The organism is Mesorhizobium sp. USDA 4132, from assembly GCF_056279545.1.
On sequence record NZ_JBWCCP010000001.1, the window covers coordinates 3,034,813 to 3,047,914 of the forward strand.

Sequence of the window (13,102 nt, forward strand, 5' to 3'; positions counted from 1 at the left end):
GAGTCAAGAAAACCGGCAAACATCCGCAATTTCCGGGCAATCCTTGACGAAAACCACAAAATTCGCGGCCGTTTTGTTATCTTCTTGCGGAAATCTGGCGGAATTCATACAGAATTGGTGGCCGGTCGCCGAAAGCCAAACATGGCTCGGCACGGTATCGACCGCATCGCTTTCCGTCCTTGGCACGACCGCGCCCGGCGCGACATCGAAGACGGAAGGCAGGGATGCGGCGTTCACCGCGGGCTTGAGCCCCATCCAAGGAGACCAAAATGAACCTCAAGACGTTTCTGGGAGCGACAGCACTCGCCTCGCTGACCTTCGCACCGCTTGCTCATGCCGATATCGTTATCGGCCTGATCGCCCCGCTCACCGGCCCTGTCGCGGCCTACGGTGACCAGGTCAAGAACGGCGCCGAAACCGCCATTGCGGAAATCAACAAGAAGGGCGGCATTCTCGGCGAAAAGGTTGTCCTGAAGGCGGCCGACGACGCAGCGGAACCCAAGCAGGGCGTTTCCGCCGCCAACCAGCTGGTCGGCGAAGGCATCCGTTTCGTGGTCGGTCCGGTGACGTCAGGCGTCGCCATGCCGGCTTCCGATGCGCTTGCCGAAAACGGCGTGCTGATGGTCACACCCACCGCCACCACACCGGCCCTCACCACGCGCGGCCTCACCAACGTGTTCCGCACCTGCGGCCGCGACGACCAGCAGGCCGTGGTCGCCGCCAATTACGTCTTGAAGACCTTCAAGGATAAAAAGGTCGCGATCATCAACGACAAGGGCGCCTATGGCAAAGGCCTCGCCGATGCCTTCAAGGCGGCGCTGAATGCCGGCGGTGTCAAGGAAGTGCTCGATGACGCCGTCACTCCGGGCGACAAGGATTTCAGCGCGCTGACAACCCGCCTGAAATCGCAGAATGTCGACGTGATCTATTTCGGCGGTTACCACCCGGAAGGCGGCCTGCTCGCCCGCCAGCTCGCCGATCTCGGCGTCAAAGCGACGATCGTCGGCGGTGACGGCCTGTCGAACAGCGAGTTCTGGAACATCGGCACCAAGGCCGCGGCCGGCACGGTGTTCACCAACGCGTCCGACGCCACCAAGAGCCCGGATTCCAAGGCTGCCGCCGAAGCGCTCGCCGCCCGCAAGATCCCCGCAGAAGCCTTCACGTTGAACGCCTATGCCGCCGTCGAAGTGATCAAGGCCGGCATCGAAAAGGCAAAGAGCGCCGAGGATACGGAAGCGGTGGCCGCGGCCATCAAGTCCGGCGAACCGATCGCCACCGCCATCGGCAAGCTCACCTATGGCAAGACGGGCGACCTCACCTCGCAGAGCTTCTCCCTCTTCAAATGGGAAGACGGCAAGATCGTCGCCGCTGAGTGACATCTTTCAAATCGCATGACCGGCGGGCGCCTTCGGGCGCCCGTTTGTTTTGAGCCGCGTCACTCGACATGCACCGCCAGCGTCCGCTTCAATGTCTTCAGCACGACGCTCGTCGTGAATTTGCGGATATTCGGGTTCATCTCCATCATCCGGTCCGCCAGCACATCAAAATGCTCGACGGACTGGACGAGGATCACCAGGGTGAAATCGCCCCTGCCCGATGTTCCCCAGGCCTCTTGCACCTCCGGCGTATCCGCCACCCAGCGCAGGAAAGGCGGCATGAGCTCCGGCCGGTCGCGCTCCAGTTCCACCTCGACCAGCATGGAAACCGCCATCCCGACCTTTTTCGGATCGACGATCGAAACATCCCGCAGGATCACCTTGTCCTCCCGAAGCTTCTGCAGCCGCCGCTGTGCCGAGGACGGCGACAGACCCGCATGCTCGGCCAGCTCGTTCAAGGTGATGGTCGCATCCCGCTGCATGAGCTTGAGGATTTCGCGATCGGCTTTCGTCAATGCCATGAGAGAATTTCCCGGCTTCAAAGCAAACTCCGGGAGATATTCCTGATCCTAACCACCACTTCGGGAATCCTGCCGGCTTTTCGTTGGCATCTTAACGCCATGACACAGAACCAGCCACACCCTTCCGCCGACGGTATTCTCGCTGCGTCGAAAAGCATCGATCCCGTCTTCACCAACAGCCCGTTGATCGAGCAGCAGACGGCCAATACGGCTCTCGGCCTTCGCCTCCTTGCGAAGGTGGAGACGCTCAATCCGATCCGTTCCTTCAAGGGACGCGGCACCGACTGGTGGATGCAGAACGAACCGGCCGGCGACCAGCCCGTCGTCTCCGCCTCCGCCGGCAATTTCGGCCAGGGGCTCGCCTATGCCGGCCGGGCGCGCGGACGCAAGGTGGTGATCTTTTCCGCCACCACCGCCAATCCCGGCAAGATCGAGGCGATGCGCCGCCTCGGCGCCGACGTGCGGCTGGAAGGCAGTGATTTCGACGCCGCCAAAGCCGCCGCGCGTGCCTATGCGCAGGCGAATGGCTGCTCCTTTGTCGAGGACGGCGCGCTGCGGACCATCGCCGAAGGTGCAGGCACGATCGCGCTTGAGATCACCGAACACCTCTCCCTGCAAGCCGTCGAACTCGACGCCATCCTCGTGCCGCTCGGCAATGGCGCGCTGCTGACCGGGATCGGTGCCTGGATCCGTGCCAAGGCCCCGAACTGCCAAGTCATCGGTGTGGTCGCCGCCAATGCGCCAGCCATGAAGCAATCTCATGAAACCGGCCGGCTCGTCTCCACGGAGACTGCAGCAACCGCAGCCGATGGCATCGCGGTTCGCGAATGTGTTCCTTACGCATTGGACTGCATGAGGACGACCGTCGACGAAGTCTGGGAAGCGAGCGAAGCGGCCATCCGCGAGGCGCGGCAATTCTGCCGCATCCATTACGGCCTCGTCGTCGAGGAAGCCGGCGCCGCCGGCATTGCCGGTCTTCTGGAAAACGGCGCGGACCTCAAAGGCCGAACCGTTGCCACCATCCTCTGCGGCGGCAATGTCCGCACCGATATCGCATGACGTCCCGCCTGCATCGATCACCTCTCCCCGTTTCCTCATGGAACGGCTAGGTTAGGCGACCGATTCAGCGAGGAGCCCGCCATGACCACCCGTCTCGAAACCCTCATCGACCAGGGCACCGGCCGCGAACCCGCCGATATCGTGCTAAAGGGCGGACGCTTCTTCGATCTCGTCACCGGCGAACTCGTCGCCTCCGACATCGCCATCAGCAGTGACCGCATCGTCGGCACCTGCGGCAACTACACCGGCAAGACCGAGATTGACATTTCCGGCAGGATCGTCGTCCCCGGCTTCATCGACACACATCTGCACATCGAGAGCTCGCTGGTCACCCCACACGAATTCGACCGCTGCGTCCTGCCCTATGGGGTGACGACGGCGATCTGCGACCCCCACGAGATCGCCAACGTTCTCGGCACCGAGGGCATTCAGTTTTTCCTGGATTCCTCGCTGGAAACGATCATGGACATCCGCGTCCAGCTCTCCTCCTGCGTGCCGGCCACCCATCTGGAGACGGCCGGCGCGGACCTGCCGATCGAAAAGCTGCTGCCCTTCCGCGATCACCCCAAGGTCATCGGCCTTGCCGAATTCATGAATTTCCCAGGCGTCATTTATAAGGACCCGATCTGCCTCGCCAAGCTCGACGCCTTCTACGGCGACCATATCGATGGCCACGCACCGCTGCTGCGCGGCAATGATCTGAACGGCTACCTGTCCGCCGGCATCCGCACCGAGCACGAATGCACGACCGCCGAGGAGGCGCTCGAAAAGATCCGCAAGGGCATGCATATCCTGGTGCGCGAAGGCTCGGTGTCGAAAGACCTCCACGCCCTGATGCCCCTCTTAACCGAGCGGCTGTCACCCTATCTCGCGCTCTGCACCGACGACCGCAACCCGCTCGACATCGCCGAACAGGGCCATCTCGACTATATGATCCGCACCGCGATCGCCCACGGCGTCGAACCACTCGCCGTCTACCGCGCCGCCTCGATCTCCGCGGCAAAGGCCTTTGCGCTACGCGACCGCGGCCTCGTCGCCCCCGGCTGGCGGGCCGATCTCGTCGTCGTCGATAGCCTCGAAAACTGCAAGGCCGAGATGGTCTTCTCCGCCAGCCGCAAGGTCACCGACGAACTTTTCGCCACCCGCAGGCCCGTCGCCCCGGTCGGCCTCGACAGCGTCAAGGCGCGCCCGGTGCAGGCGATGCATTTCGGCGTGCCGGTGACGGAAGGCGAAACGCCGGTCATCGGCGTGATGCCCGGAAAAATCATCACCGAACATCGCCGCTACCGCCTGCCATCGGCGGGCAACCAGACCGGCGTCGATCTCGACCGCGACATCATCAAGGTCGCGGTCATCGAGCGGCATGGCAAGAACGGCAACCATGCCAATGGTTTCGTTCAGGGTTTCGGATTGAAGAAGGGGGCGATCGCCTCAACTGTCGGGCACGACAGCCACAACATCTGCGTCGTCGGCGTCAGCGAGGACGACATGGCAATGGCCGCCAACCGCCTCGGCGAAATCCACGGCGGCTTCGTGGTGGTCGAGGACGGCAAGGTCACCGGCGAGATCGCCCTGCCCATCGCGGGCCTGATGAGCCTCGAGCCCTACGAAGTGGTGCGCGACACCCTCCACCACCTCCGCCAGGCCGCCTACGCGCTCGGCACGACGCTCCAGGAACCCTTCCTCCAGGTCGCCTTCCTGCCGTTGCCCGTCATCCCCCACCTGAAGATCTCGGACAAGGGCATGGTGGATGTCGACAAGTTCGCGCTGATCGGGTGACTTCGAAGGCCACGCGTTGGTGGTAACAACCATTGGCGAATTATTCTGTCCTCAAGAAAATTAGTTGAAAGAGGACCCAATGCCCATCGTCTTCCGTTCTGGCGCCCTGAAATTCTATTTCTATTCCAATGAAGGCGACCCGCGGGAGCCCGTACATATTCACGTCCGGGGCGGTGGCGCAAATGCGAAGATCTGGTTGGAGCCGACCATAGGAGTGGCGGAAAGCGACGGCTTCAACAGCCGTGACCTGTCTGCTATTATCCGGCTCGTTATCGACAATCGTTCTCTGATCAAGCGGGCATGGCATGAGCATTTCGGCAACTGAGGTGAAATTCGACGACGACACCATGTGGGTCTCGCTCAACGACGGCCGCACATTGGGCGTGCCGCTTGCCTGGTTTCCTCGTCTGCTTCTTGCGAAGCCGGCCGATCGCCAAAAATTCGAACTGAGCCCGGGTGGCATTCACTGGGATGATCTCGACGAAGACATCTCCATCGCCGGCCTTCTGGAAGGGCGCGGCGACAGGACGGTGAAACGTCCTGCCGCATAAATCCTGTTAGGATCGTCCATGAGCAAGCTGGAGCAGATCGAGAAAGCCGTTGCCCAACTGGACCGACAAGAGCTGGAAGCATTCTCGCTCTGGTTCGAAGAATTTCAGGCTGAACGCTGGGATCGCCAGATCGAGAAAGACGATGCGGAAAGCGAATTCGACCGTCTCACAGAGGATGCCTTGACCGAATTCCGTGCGGGAAAGACAAGGTCGCTTTGATGCGCGCCGCCTCCCCTCACCTCCGCCTCAACACCATCCCCGCATGATAAAGCACGCCATCGCGAAAATCCCCGTCCGCGGTGAACCCGGTGTCGTCCTTGTAGTCGATATGGTCGCCGGTCACCCAGTAGCGGCCCTCATAGGCCTTTTCGCGGGTGCCGCGTGCTTCCACGTAGCGGCCATTCCGTAGCAGTTCGTGGCGGATGTGGTTGTCCTCGGTCACCCACATGCCGGTATAGGGATGTTCAGCCATGGTTTTTTCCTGTTTCGTGATGTCGTGTGCAAGCGCCGTAAACGTCGCGATAAAGGTGAAGGCCGCGGCAAAGGCGGCAAACGCGAGCGGAGCTCGGAAACCCGAGTGGGCGCGAAAAAGTCGTTCAGCCATTGAGATATTCCCTCCTGAGCATCCGTTCGCGGCGGCGTCTTTGCGTGCCGCGGGAACGTTTGAGGAAGCCGCTGGCAAAATCGGCGGCCCAATGGAAGGGGCTTTCAAGTAAGCGCTGAAAATTGCTCATCACCATCTCCATTTGCATCCGGGCTGGTTCGATCGGACGAGCCGAATATGGTGGAAAGCAGCGGGCGAGCGGTAGACCAGTCCTCCGGCATGATTGCACGATCCTCCGAAGCTCAATTGAAATGGCCACCGGCGCCACCATATGATGCCCACACCAAACCGCGGACATCCTGTATTCCGCGGCATTCACACCTCCGCACGAGGCCCAGGATGGAAAAACTCGATCAACTCGCCCGACTGATTGCACAAAACACCGATGGCGACGGCGTGTTCGAAACGGCGATCCCGCGCCTGTCGGTGATCCGCATGTCGAAGCCGACCGAGCCACTGCACGCCATCCATCAGCCGGCGGTGTGCATCATCGCGCAAGGGGCGAAACAGGTCATGCTGGCCGACGAGATCTTTCGCTACAGCCCCGGCCAGTATCTGGTCGTCTCGGTCGATATGCCGGTCACCGGCCAGGTCATCGAGGCGACGCAGGACAAGCCCTATCTCTGCCTGCGCCTCGATCTCGACCTGAAGCTGCTAAGCGAGATGCTGGTGGACATGCCGGCTACGCCAGGTCTGCCGAGCATGCGCAAAAAATGCATCGGCCTCAGCCACACAACCCCGGAATTCCTGGATGCCGCACTCCGCCTCGCCCAGCTTCTCGATAAGCCCGACGAGATCGCCTATCTCGCACCACTGATCGAGCGAGAACTGATGTTCCGGCTGCTGCGTGGCGATCAGGCCGAGATGATCCGTCAAATCCTCGCCCCTGAAAACCGGCTGCAGCAGGTCAACCGGGCGATTTCCTGGATCCGCCAGAACTTTTCCGCCCCCTTTTCGATCGAGCAGGTGGCGATCGAAGCACGCATGAGCACGTCCTCTCTGCACCAGCATTTTCGCGAGGTGACGGCGATGAGCCCGCTGCAATACCAGAAGCAACTGCGCCTGCAGGAGGCCCGCCGCCTCATCCTCGGCAAGGCCATGGATGCCGCCACCGCCGCCCACGAGGTCGGTTATGACAGCCCTTCGCAGTTCAGCCGCGAATACCGCCGACTGTTCGGCGCCCCGCCGATCCAGGATATCACCCGGCTCAGAAGCGAACCTGCCCGTTACGCCGAGGCCTGATCTGCCCGATTCCCTCTTCCTGACAATTATTCAACCAATCGGTTGACAATAAAATCGCATGCGCGCATATTCAACCACATGGTTGAATTAAGCACATATCCGATCGATACGGTCTTTCACGCCCTCAGCGACGGCACGCGCCGCCGCATGCTCCGCGAGTTGGCGCAGGGCGAGCGCACCGTCAGCCAGTTGGCCGAGCCGCACGACATGTCGCTCGCGGCGGCCTCGAAACACATCAAGGTGCTGGAAGGCGCCGGGCTGATCCGCCGCGAAATTCACGGCCGTACCCATCTCTGCCGCCTCGAACCCGGCCCGCTTGCGACCGCCCATGAGTGGCTCACCTTCTATGAGCGCTTCTGGACCAACAGGCTCGATATCCTGGAACGCCTTCTCAGGGAGGAGGACGCTCAAAAGAGCGCCCGGGACGAGGTTGGGAAGAGCCCGCTGAAATCCCCTGCCCCACGGAAATCTGAAACTGCACCTGAAACGGGAGAAGACCAATGAACGACATGACATCGTTGAACAAATATGGCGCTGTGGCCGAACCTTTCGCCTTCAGCATCCAGCGCCGGTTGCCCGGCCCCATCGAACGAATCTGGGACTATCTCACCGACAGCGACCTTCGCCGCCAGTGGCTCGCATCGGGCATCATACCGGCTCAGGCAGGCAGTTCCTTCGAACTCACCTGGCGCAACGACGAACTGGCCGGCTCGGCCGAAGGCAGGCCGGAAGGCTTTCCCGCCGAACACAGCATTCAGAGCGAAGTGATCGCCTTCGAGCCTCCGCATCGCCTCGTCTTCTCCTGGCCACCGCGCGGCGAGGTCAGCTTTGAACTCCAGCCGGCCGGCAGCGAAATCCTGCTCACCGTCACGCATCGGCGGATCTCCGATCGCCGCAACATGGTCATGGTCGGCGCCGGCTGGCACATGCACCTCGACATCCTGGTCGCCCGGGCGACCGGCGCCAAGCCTGAACCGTTCTGGGAAGGCTGGAGCCGCCTCAAGGAAGAATACGACAGCCGCATCCCGGCCTGAAGCACGGTCGTCGCCTCCGCCCCATGATCCACGACGCCTCGGGAGACTCGGGGCGGAGGTTTCGCCAACGCCCACCGCCCGCGATCGGGCTATCTCAGGGAGAAAAAAGATGAGCACCCGTTTTACCGGCGGATGCGCCTGCGGCGCACTTCGTTATGAAATCTCCGCCGAACCGGCGGTCATGGTCGATTGCCAGTGCCGCCAGTGCCAGCGCGAAAGCGGCACCGGCCACGCTTCCCACCTCACCTTCCCAAGCGCTGCCGTCAAGGTCGAGGGCAATGCGACCCATTGGGAGGCGACCGGCGACGGCGGAACCGTCAAAAGGCGGGCCTTCTGCCCCACCTGCGGGTCGCCGGTCTACATGACGTTCCCGGCCATGCCGGATTATTTCGTCGTCCGCGCCGGCAGCCTCGACGATCCGAGCCTATACAAGCCGCAATTCGTGACCTGGCACGCCGCCGGCCACGCCTGGGACCATCTCGATCCGGCCCTGCCGAAATTCGAGAATATGCCACCGACGTAAAAGCCTTCACACCCGGGCGCAGAACACGTCGAGGGCGTCGAGCTGCACCACGCCCTTGTCGAGCCGCGATACGAAGCCCGGCAGGTTGACCGGCAGGATTTCGTTCAGCCGTTTCGGCAGGGTGAAATCCTGGGCCCTGCGGGTCAGGTTGAAGACGAACAGCAGCTTTTCGCCACCTTTCTCGCGCACGAAGGCGAGCAGGTCCTGATTGGTATCGAGGAAGGTCATGTCGCCGTCGACAAGCGGCGGATGCGCCTTGCGGAAGGCAAGTGCCGCCCGGTAATGGTGCAGCACCGAATCCGAAAGCGCTTCCTGCGCGTCAACCGCTCGGGCCGCATGTTCGCCCGGAACTGGCAGCCAGGTTTTCGAACCCGTGGTGAAGCCGGCATGCGGTTCGCTCGTCTCCCACACCATCGGCGTGCGGCATCCGTCGCGCCCCTTGAAGGCCGGCCAGAAGCGGATGCCGTAGGGATCGCGCAGATCCTCGAAGGAAAGCTCCGCCTCGGTCAGCCCCAATTCTTCGCCCTGATAGAGGCAGATCGAGCCGCGCAGAACCGAGATCAGTGTGATCGACAATTTGGCGACCCCGTCCTGTTCTTCCGGAGCCTCGATGAAGCGGGTCACATGCCGCACCACGTCGTGGTTGGAAAAGGCCCAGCACACCCAGCCGTTGGTCACTGTGTCCTGCACGGTCGTCATTACCTTGCGGATATAGGCCGCGTTGAAGGCCGGGCCGAGCAGGTCGAACGTATAGCACATATGCAGCTTGTCGTTGCCGCTGGTGTAGATCGCAAGCGTCGTCAGCGAGCGCGGGCCGTCGCCGACCTCGCCGACCGTCGCGCGCCCCTCATAGGTGTCGAGCAGCGCCCGAAGCCGCTTCAGGAAGTCGATATTCTCCGGCTGGCTCTTGTCGTAGAGGTGGTTCTGCATCGAATAGGGGTTGGTATCGGTCTCCATGCCGGCACCGTCCGTGTCGTAGACCATCGGCGGGTTGTTGCGCAGCTGCTTGTCGTGGAAATAGTAGTTGACCGTATCGAGCCGGAACCCGTGCACCCCGCGGTCGAGCCAGAAACGCACCGTGTCCAGCATGGCGCTCTGGACATCGGGATTGTGGAAATTGAGGTCCGGCTGGGCGATCAGGAAGTTGTGCATGTAATATTGCTTGCGCACGCCGTCCCATTCCCATCCCGGCCCGCCGAAGATCGACAGCCAGTTGTTGGGCGCCGTGCCGTCCGGCTTCGGATCGGCCCAGACATACCAGTCCGCCTTCGGATTGGTGCGGCTCGATCGGCTCTCGACGAACCACGGATGCCGGTCGGAGGTGTGCGAAATCACCTGGTCGATAATCACCTTCAGCCCAAGGCGATCGGCTTCCGCCATCATCTCGTCGAAATCGGCAAGCGCGCCGAACATCGGATCGACATTGCGGTAATCCGAGACGTCGTAGCCCATATCGGCCATCGGCGAGGTGAAGAAGGGCGAAAGCCAGATCGCATCGACGCCGAGCGAGGCGACATGCGGCAGGCGGGCGGTGATACCCTTGATATCGCCGATCCCGTCGCCGGTCGTATCCTGAAAGGAGCGCGGATAGATCTGGTAGATCACCGCGCCGCGCCACCAGTTTGCATCGACCGCCTTCACCGCCTGTGTCGCCATCGTCCGACTCTCCTTCCTCAAATGTTCCAGCCCAACCTAGTGCCCCCCGTTCAAAAGACAACGCATAAGCAAGGCTCTGCGAAGTTCCAGAACCACTCTCTTGCCACGGCTGAAACTTCGGCCTATGCGAGTTTCAAAATACGGGAGGAATGCAATTGGGCGGACGGCTTCTTTCGATCGGCGAATGCATGGTGGAGCTGTCGCAGGCGGGCGAAGGCCTGCTGCGCAAAGGCTTTGCCGGCGACACCTTCAACACTGCCTGGTACGCGCGCGCCTGCCTGCCCGCCGAATGGTCGGTCGACTATTTCACCGCCGTCGGCGACGATCCCCTGTCGACCGAAATGCTGTCGATGATGCGGGATGCCGGCATCGGCACCGGCTTCGTCCGCCGCATCGAAGGCAAGACGCCGGGCCTCTACCTGATCACGCTGAAGAACGGCGAACGCACCTTCAGCTACTGGCGCGACACCGCCGCCGCCAAGAAGCTCGCCGACGATGCCGACCACCTGCGCAGCGCCATTGAAGCTGCCGACATCCTCTATTTCTCCGGTATCACGCTGGGTATCCTTAGCCCCGAAGCGGTCGAGACGCTGCTGTCGGAACTGCGTCGCGCCAAGGCTTCCGGCAAGACCGTCGCATTCGACCCCAACATCCGCCCCCGTCTCTGGCCGAACAGGGACTATATGCTGAGAACGATTGAAGCAGGTGCCCGCGCGGCCTCGCTGGTCCTGCCGAGCTTCGACGACGAGACCACCCATTTCGGCGACGCCACGGTGGCCGACACCATCGCCCGTTATCATGCGCTCGGCGTCGAGAACGTCGTGGTCAAGAATGGTGCGGATGGCGCGACGCTGAGCTTCGCAGGCACCGCCCCCGTCCACGTGCCTTCGGTCAAGGCGGCCCAGCTCGTCGACACCACCAGCGCCGGCGACAGTTTTAACGGCGCCTTCCTCTCCCGTCTCGTCCGCGGCATCCCGCCGGCGCAGGCCGCCGCCTACGGCGCCTCGGTCGCCTCGGTGGTCATCGGCCACCACGGGGCGCTGATCAGCCCGGCGCTGCTGCCGGGCTGAAACGCCGACGGACATGACCGGCAGCGACCGACGACAGAGGCCGAGATCGGCGCCAGATCTCCGTTGTTTTCCGTCCCATGTCATAAATCAATTTTCAGTCATTCTGTGAAAGGGTTGGCGTGATTAAACGATCGCTCCCAATGAGGAAATGAAAATGCGTATCGCCCTTGCCTTCCTGACCGTCCTGGCCCTGTCCCCCGCAGCACACTCCGCCCCGATCGACGCCCTGACCAAGGCCGAAACGAAGACCTATGAGGCATGGGGAAAGCTCGGCCTGACGGAACGGCTGGTGACTTTCGTCACCGCGCCCTCGACCGGCTACGGCATCTACCAGGAAAAGCAGTCCAGCATTTTCAAGCCGGGTGAAAAGGTCATCACCTATGTCGAGCCGATCGGCTACGGCTGGAAAGAGCTTCCCCACGACATGTACGAACTCAACTTCGTATCGGACCTGAAGATCAAGGCGGCGAACGGCGAGGTCATGCTCGACCAGAAGGCCTTCTCCACCAATGTCCTCCAGAGCCACAACGCCAACATGGAATTCTCGATGGATTTCACCCTGACGCTGACGGGCGCGCCGGCGGGCAAATACACGCTGACCTACACGATCCACGACATGAGCGGTGACCAGACCTCGACTTTCGACCAGGAATTCACCATCGCCGCCAACTAACCGCCCCGGCGCCGGCTGCCTCGCTCAGAGGTCAGCCGGCGACCCGGAACGATACCGGCCCCCCCCGCATCACCGAATTGGCGACCGTGCAGACGCTTTTGGCGCGTTCGATCAGGGCCTCGGGTGCATTGCGCGGTTTTCAACTTTATCGTCCCTGCAGGACCTTGACGATATTCGGCGTCAGATCGCCTGCATAAACGGCGGAAACATCCGCGAATGTAATCCTGCGTTTGACAAGACCGTCAAGCGCCCGTTGACAGAACACAGCCGGGGCTTTCGCCTCCGAGACGTTCATGAAGACGGAGGCCTCCTTCTTCCAGGCCGTCGTGCGTTCTTTCTTAAGGCAATTTGCATAGACGGCATTCCGCGCCCGGGAGCTCCCCTCCAAAGCGGTTACAACCACTTCATATTGATTTCGTGTCGGCCCGCATGATGCGAGGCACGCGGCCGCAACCGCTAACGCAACTACTTGAGAAAGCTTCATAATATCCCCCGAAATGAACGGTTGTATGGGTAGTATGCGATGGGGAATTTTGCAACTGAAAAAACAGAGAAAACGGACTGTCACAACCCTGACATGATCATCGCGTCTAGGACGTCAGCCGGCAACCCGGAACGACACCGGAAAGCCCTGCATCACCGAATTGGCGACCGTGCAGACGCTTCTGGCGCGTTCGATCAGGGCCTTGGTGTCGGCACCATCGCCCGAGGTACAGATGACGTCGAGTTCAGCACCGACGGCGATCAGCGGCGCGCCCTCGAGCTGAAGGGTGACGCTGACCGCGATATCCTCGGTATCGATGTTCATCTCGTGCGCCGCGTATCGGAGGTCGTTGCAGAAACACCCGCCGATCGCCAGCGCCAGAAGCTGCGCACCGTTGAACCCGAGATTGCGCCCGCCGGCCTTGCCCTCCGGCCGGTCGACGACGATCGTATGGCTGCCGGCCCAGCCGAGCGCCGCCTCGGTTCCGGCCACGTTGCGAAGCTCGACGGTCGACGTAATCATGAGCAATC

Annotated in this window: 18 protein-coding genes; 12 read left to right on the plus strand and 6 right to left on the minus strand. The window is 62.0% G+C overall.

Annotated elements, in window-relative coordinates; translation table 11 throughout:
- Positions 1-3: 3 nt before the first annotated feature.
- The gene (locus ACZ9IU_RS15465; protein WP_038544341.1) at positions 4-255 is read right to left on the minus strand and encodes a hypothetical protein; all 252 of its coding nucleotides are present in this window, start codon (positions 253-255) and stop codon (positions 4-6) included.
- Between the two features lie 14 nt (positions 256-269).
- On the opposite strand from ACZ9IU_RS15465, the gene ACZ9IU_RS15470 reads away from it, so the two are divergent.
- Complete coding sequence (locus tag ACZ9IU_RS15470) at positions 270-1,376, plus strand: branched-chain amino acid ABC transporter substrate-binding protein (RefSeq protein WP_038544344.1); 1,107 nt, start codon at positions 270-272, stop codon at positions 1,374-1,376.
- Between the two features lie 59 nt (positions 1,377-1,435).
- On the opposite strand, the gene ACZ9IU_RS15475 is transcribed toward ACZ9IU_RS15470, so the two are convergent.
- Positions 1,436-1,897: an Lrp/AsnC family transcriptional regulator gene (locus tag ACZ9IU_RS15475; RefSeq protein WP_038544345.1), complete on the minus strand. Its 462-nt coding sequence runs from the start codon at positions 1,895-1,897 to the stop codon at positions 1,436-1,438.
- 99 nt (positions 1,898-1,996) lie between these two features.
- On the opposite strand from ACZ9IU_RS15475, the gene ACZ9IU_RS15480 reads away from it, so the two are divergent.
- From ACZ9IU_RS15480 to ACZ9IU_RS15500, 5 genes are all read left to right on the plus strand, one after another.
- Complete coding sequence (locus ACZ9IU_RS15480) at positions 1,997-2,956, plus strand: threonine ammonia-lyase (protein WP_051899780.1); 960 nt, start codon at positions 1,997-1,999, stop codon at positions 2,954-2,956.
- A gap of 81 nt (positions 2,957-3,037) precedes the next feature.
- Positions 3,038-4,735, plus strand: coding sequence for an adenine deaminase (gene ade / locus ACZ9IU_RS15485; RefSeq protein ID WP_038544346.1), 1,698 nt, complete (start codon positions 3,038-3,040; stop codon positions 4,733-4,735).
- A 79-nt stretch (positions 4,736-4,814) separates the two neighbouring features.
- Positions 4,815-5,060: a DUF4160 domain-containing protein gene (locus ACZ9IU_RS15490; protein ID WP_038544349.1), complete on the plus strand. Its 246-nt coding sequence runs from the start codon at positions 4,815-4,817 to the stop codon at positions 5,058-5,060.
- A complete protein-coding gene (locus tag ACZ9IU_RS15495; RefSeq protein ID WP_038544351.1) occupies positions 5,041-5,286 on the plus strand; it encodes a DUF2442 domain-containing protein in 246 nt (81 codons plus the stop codon). Before ACZ9IU_RS15490 ends, ACZ9IU_RS15495 begins: the two co-directional genes overlap by 20 nt.
- An 18-nt stretch (positions 5,287-5,304) precedes the next feature.
- Positions 5,305-5,505, plus strand: a complete 201-nt coding sequence (locus ACZ9IU_RS15500; RefSeq protein ID WP_038544353.1) for a hypothetical protein — start codon at positions 5,305-5,307, stop codon at positions 5,503-5,505.
- A gap of 16 nt (positions 5,506-5,521) precedes the next feature.
- Here ACZ9IU_RS15500 and ACZ9IU_RS15505 read toward each other — a convergent pair whose 3' ends face one another.
- Both ACZ9IU_RS15505 and ACZ9IU_RS15510 read right to left on the minus strand, forming a co-directional pair.
- Complete coding sequence (locus ACZ9IU_RS15505; RefSeq protein WP_038544355.1) at positions 5,522-5,890, minus strand: Atu4866 domain-containing protein; 369 nt, start codon at positions 5,888-5,890, stop codon at positions 5,522-5,524.
- Positions 5,883-6,020, minus strand: a complete 138-nt coding sequence (locus tag ACZ9IU_RS15510; protein WP_157885155.1) for a hypothetical protein — start codon at positions 6,018-6,020, stop codon at positions 5,883-5,885. Before ACZ9IU_RS15510 ends, ACZ9IU_RS15505 begins: the two co-directional genes overlap by 8 nt.
- A 209-nt stretch (positions 6,021-6,229) precedes the next feature.
- Here ACZ9IU_RS15510 and ACZ9IU_RS15515 point away from each other — a divergent pair, with 209 nt between their 5' ends.
- The 4 genes from ACZ9IU_RS15515 to ACZ9IU_RS15530 all read left to right on the plus strand — a co-directional run bounded on the left by ACZ9IU_RS15515 (position 6,230) and on the right by ACZ9IU_RS15530 (position 8,689).
- Positions 6,230-7,132: an AraC family transcriptional regulator gene (locus ACZ9IU_RS15515; protein WP_038544357.1), complete on the plus strand. Its 903-nt coding sequence runs from the start codon at positions 6,230-6,232 to the stop codon at positions 7,130-7,132.
- Between the two features lie 78 nt (positions 7,133-7,210).
- Positions 7,211-7,636 carry an ArsR/SmtB family transcription factor gene (locus ACZ9IU_RS15520; RefSeq protein ID WP_038544358.1) on the plus strand — a complete coding sequence of 142 codons (426 nt, stop codon included), beginning with the start codon at positions 7,211-7,213 and terminating at the stop codon, positions 7,634-7,636.
- Entirely contained in the window at positions 7,633-8,166 is a 534-nt protein-coding gene (locus tag ACZ9IU_RS15525; protein ID WP_038544360.1) for an SRPBCC family protein, read from the plus strand. Before ACZ9IU_RS15520 ends, ACZ9IU_RS15525 begins: the two co-directional genes overlap by 4 nt.
- A gap of 109 nt (positions 8,167-8,275) precedes the next feature.
- Positions 8,276-8,689: a GFA family protein gene (locus ACZ9IU_RS15530; RefSeq protein ID WP_038544362.1), complete on the plus strand. Its 414-nt coding sequence runs from the start codon at positions 8,276-8,278 to the stop codon at positions 8,687-8,689.
- A gap of 6 nt (positions 8,690-8,695) precedes the next feature.
- Here the strand turns inward: ACZ9IU_RS15530 and bglA are convergent, their stop codons facing one another.
- Complete coding sequence (gene bglA / locus ACZ9IU_RS15535) at positions 8,696-10,345, minus strand: beta-galactosidase BglA (RefSeq protein ID WP_038544365.1); 1,650 nt, start codon at positions 10,343-10,345, stop codon at positions 8,696-8,698.
- A gap of 155 nt (positions 10,346-10,500) precedes the next feature.
- Between bglA and ACZ9IU_RS15540 the strand changes: the two genes are divergently transcribed.
- Together ACZ9IU_RS15540 and ACZ9IU_RS15545 are read left to right on the plus strand one after the other, a co-directional pair.
- Positions 10,501-11,415 carry a sugar kinase gene (locus tag ACZ9IU_RS15540; protein WP_038544367.1) on the plus strand — a complete coding sequence of 305 codons (915 nt, stop codon included), beginning with the start codon at positions 10,501-10,503 and terminating at the stop codon, positions 11,413-11,415.
- Between the two features lie 154 nt (positions 11,416-11,569).
- Positions 11,570-12,088 (plus strand): hypothetical protein, encoded by a 519-nt coding sequence (locus ACZ9IU_RS15545; protein WP_038544368.1) that lies wholly within the window; start codon positions 11,570-11,572, stop codon positions 12,086-12,088.
- A gap of 598 nt (positions 12,089-12,686) precedes the next feature.
- On the opposite strand, the gene ACZ9IU_RS15550 is transcribed toward ACZ9IU_RS15545, so the two are convergent.
- Complete coding sequence (locus tag ACZ9IU_RS15550; protein WP_038544372.1) at positions 12,687-13,094, minus strand: OsmC family protein; 408 nt, start codon at positions 13,092-13,094, stop codon at positions 12,687-12,689.
- Positions 13,095-13,102 lie beyond the last annotated feature (8 nt).

Bases quoted from the DNA above. Each gene is read 5' to 3' on its own strand.
- ACZ9IU_RS15465 (WP_038544341.1), bottom strand. From the start codon at position 255: ATGGGGCTCAAGCCCGCGGTGAACGCCGCATCCCTGCCTTCCGTCTTC.
- ACZ9IU_RS15470 (WP_038544344.1), top strand. From the start codon at position 270: ATGAACCTCAAGACGTTTCTGGGAGCGACAGCACTCGCCTCGCTGACC.
- ACZ9IU_RS15475 (WP_038544345.1), bottom strand. From the start codon at position 1,897: ATGGCATTGACGAAAGCCGATCGCGAAATCCTCAAGCTCATGCAGCGG.
- ACZ9IU_RS15480 (WP_051899780.1), top strand. From the start codon at position 1,997: ATGACACAGAACCAGCCACACCCTTCCGCCGACGGTATTCTCGCTGCG.
- ade (WP_038544346.1), top strand. From the start codon at position 3,038: ATGACCACCCGTCTCGAAACCCTCATCGACCAGGGCACCGGCCGCGAA.
- ACZ9IU_RS15490 (WP_038544349.1), top strand. From the start codon at position 4,815: ATGCCCATCGTCTTCCGTTCTGGCGCCCTGAAATTCTATTTCTATTCC.
- ACZ9IU_RS15495 (WP_038544351.1), top strand. From the start codon at position 5,041: ATGAGCATTTCGGCAACTGAGGTGAAATTCGACGACGACACCATGTGG.
- ACZ9IU_RS15500 (WP_038544353.1), top strand. From the start codon at position 5,305: ATGAGCAAGCTGGAGCAGATCGAGAAAGCCGTTGCCCAACTGGACCGA.
- ACZ9IU_RS15505 (WP_038544355.1), bottom strand. From the start codon at position 5,890: ATGGCTGAACGACTTTTTCGCGCCCACTCGGGTTTCCGAGCTCCGCTC.
- ACZ9IU_RS15510 (WP_157885155.1), bottom strand. From the start codon at position 6,020: ATGAGCAATTTTCAGCGCTTACTTGAAAGCCCCTTCCATTGGGCCGCC.
- ACZ9IU_RS15515 (WP_038544357.1), top strand. From the start codon at position 6,230: ATGGAAAAACTCGATCAACTCGCCCGACTGATTGCACAAAACACCGAT.
- ACZ9IU_RS15520 (WP_038544358.1), top strand. From the start codon at position 7,211: ATGGTTGAATTAAGCACATATCCGATCGATACGGTCTTTCACGCCCTC.
- ACZ9IU_RS15525 (WP_038544360.1), top strand. From the start codon at position 7,633: ATGAACGACATGACATCGTTGAACAAATATGGCGCTGTGGCCGAACCT.
- ACZ9IU_RS15530 (WP_038544362.1), top strand. From the start codon at position 8,276: ATGAGCACCCGTTTTACCGGCGGATGCGCCTGCGGCGCACTTCGTTAT.
- bglA (WP_038544365.1), bottom strand. From the start codon at position 10,345: ATGGCGACACAGGCGGTGAAGGCGGTCGATGCAAACTGGTGGCGCGGC.
- ACZ9IU_RS15545 (WP_038544368.1), top strand. From the start codon at position 11,570: ATGCGTATCGCCCTTGCCTTCCTGACCGTCCTGGCCCTGTCCCCCGCA.
- ACZ9IU_RS15550 (WP_038544372.1), bottom strand. From the start codon at position 13,094: ATGATTACGTCGACCGTCGAGCTTCGCAACGTGGCCGGAACCGAGGCG.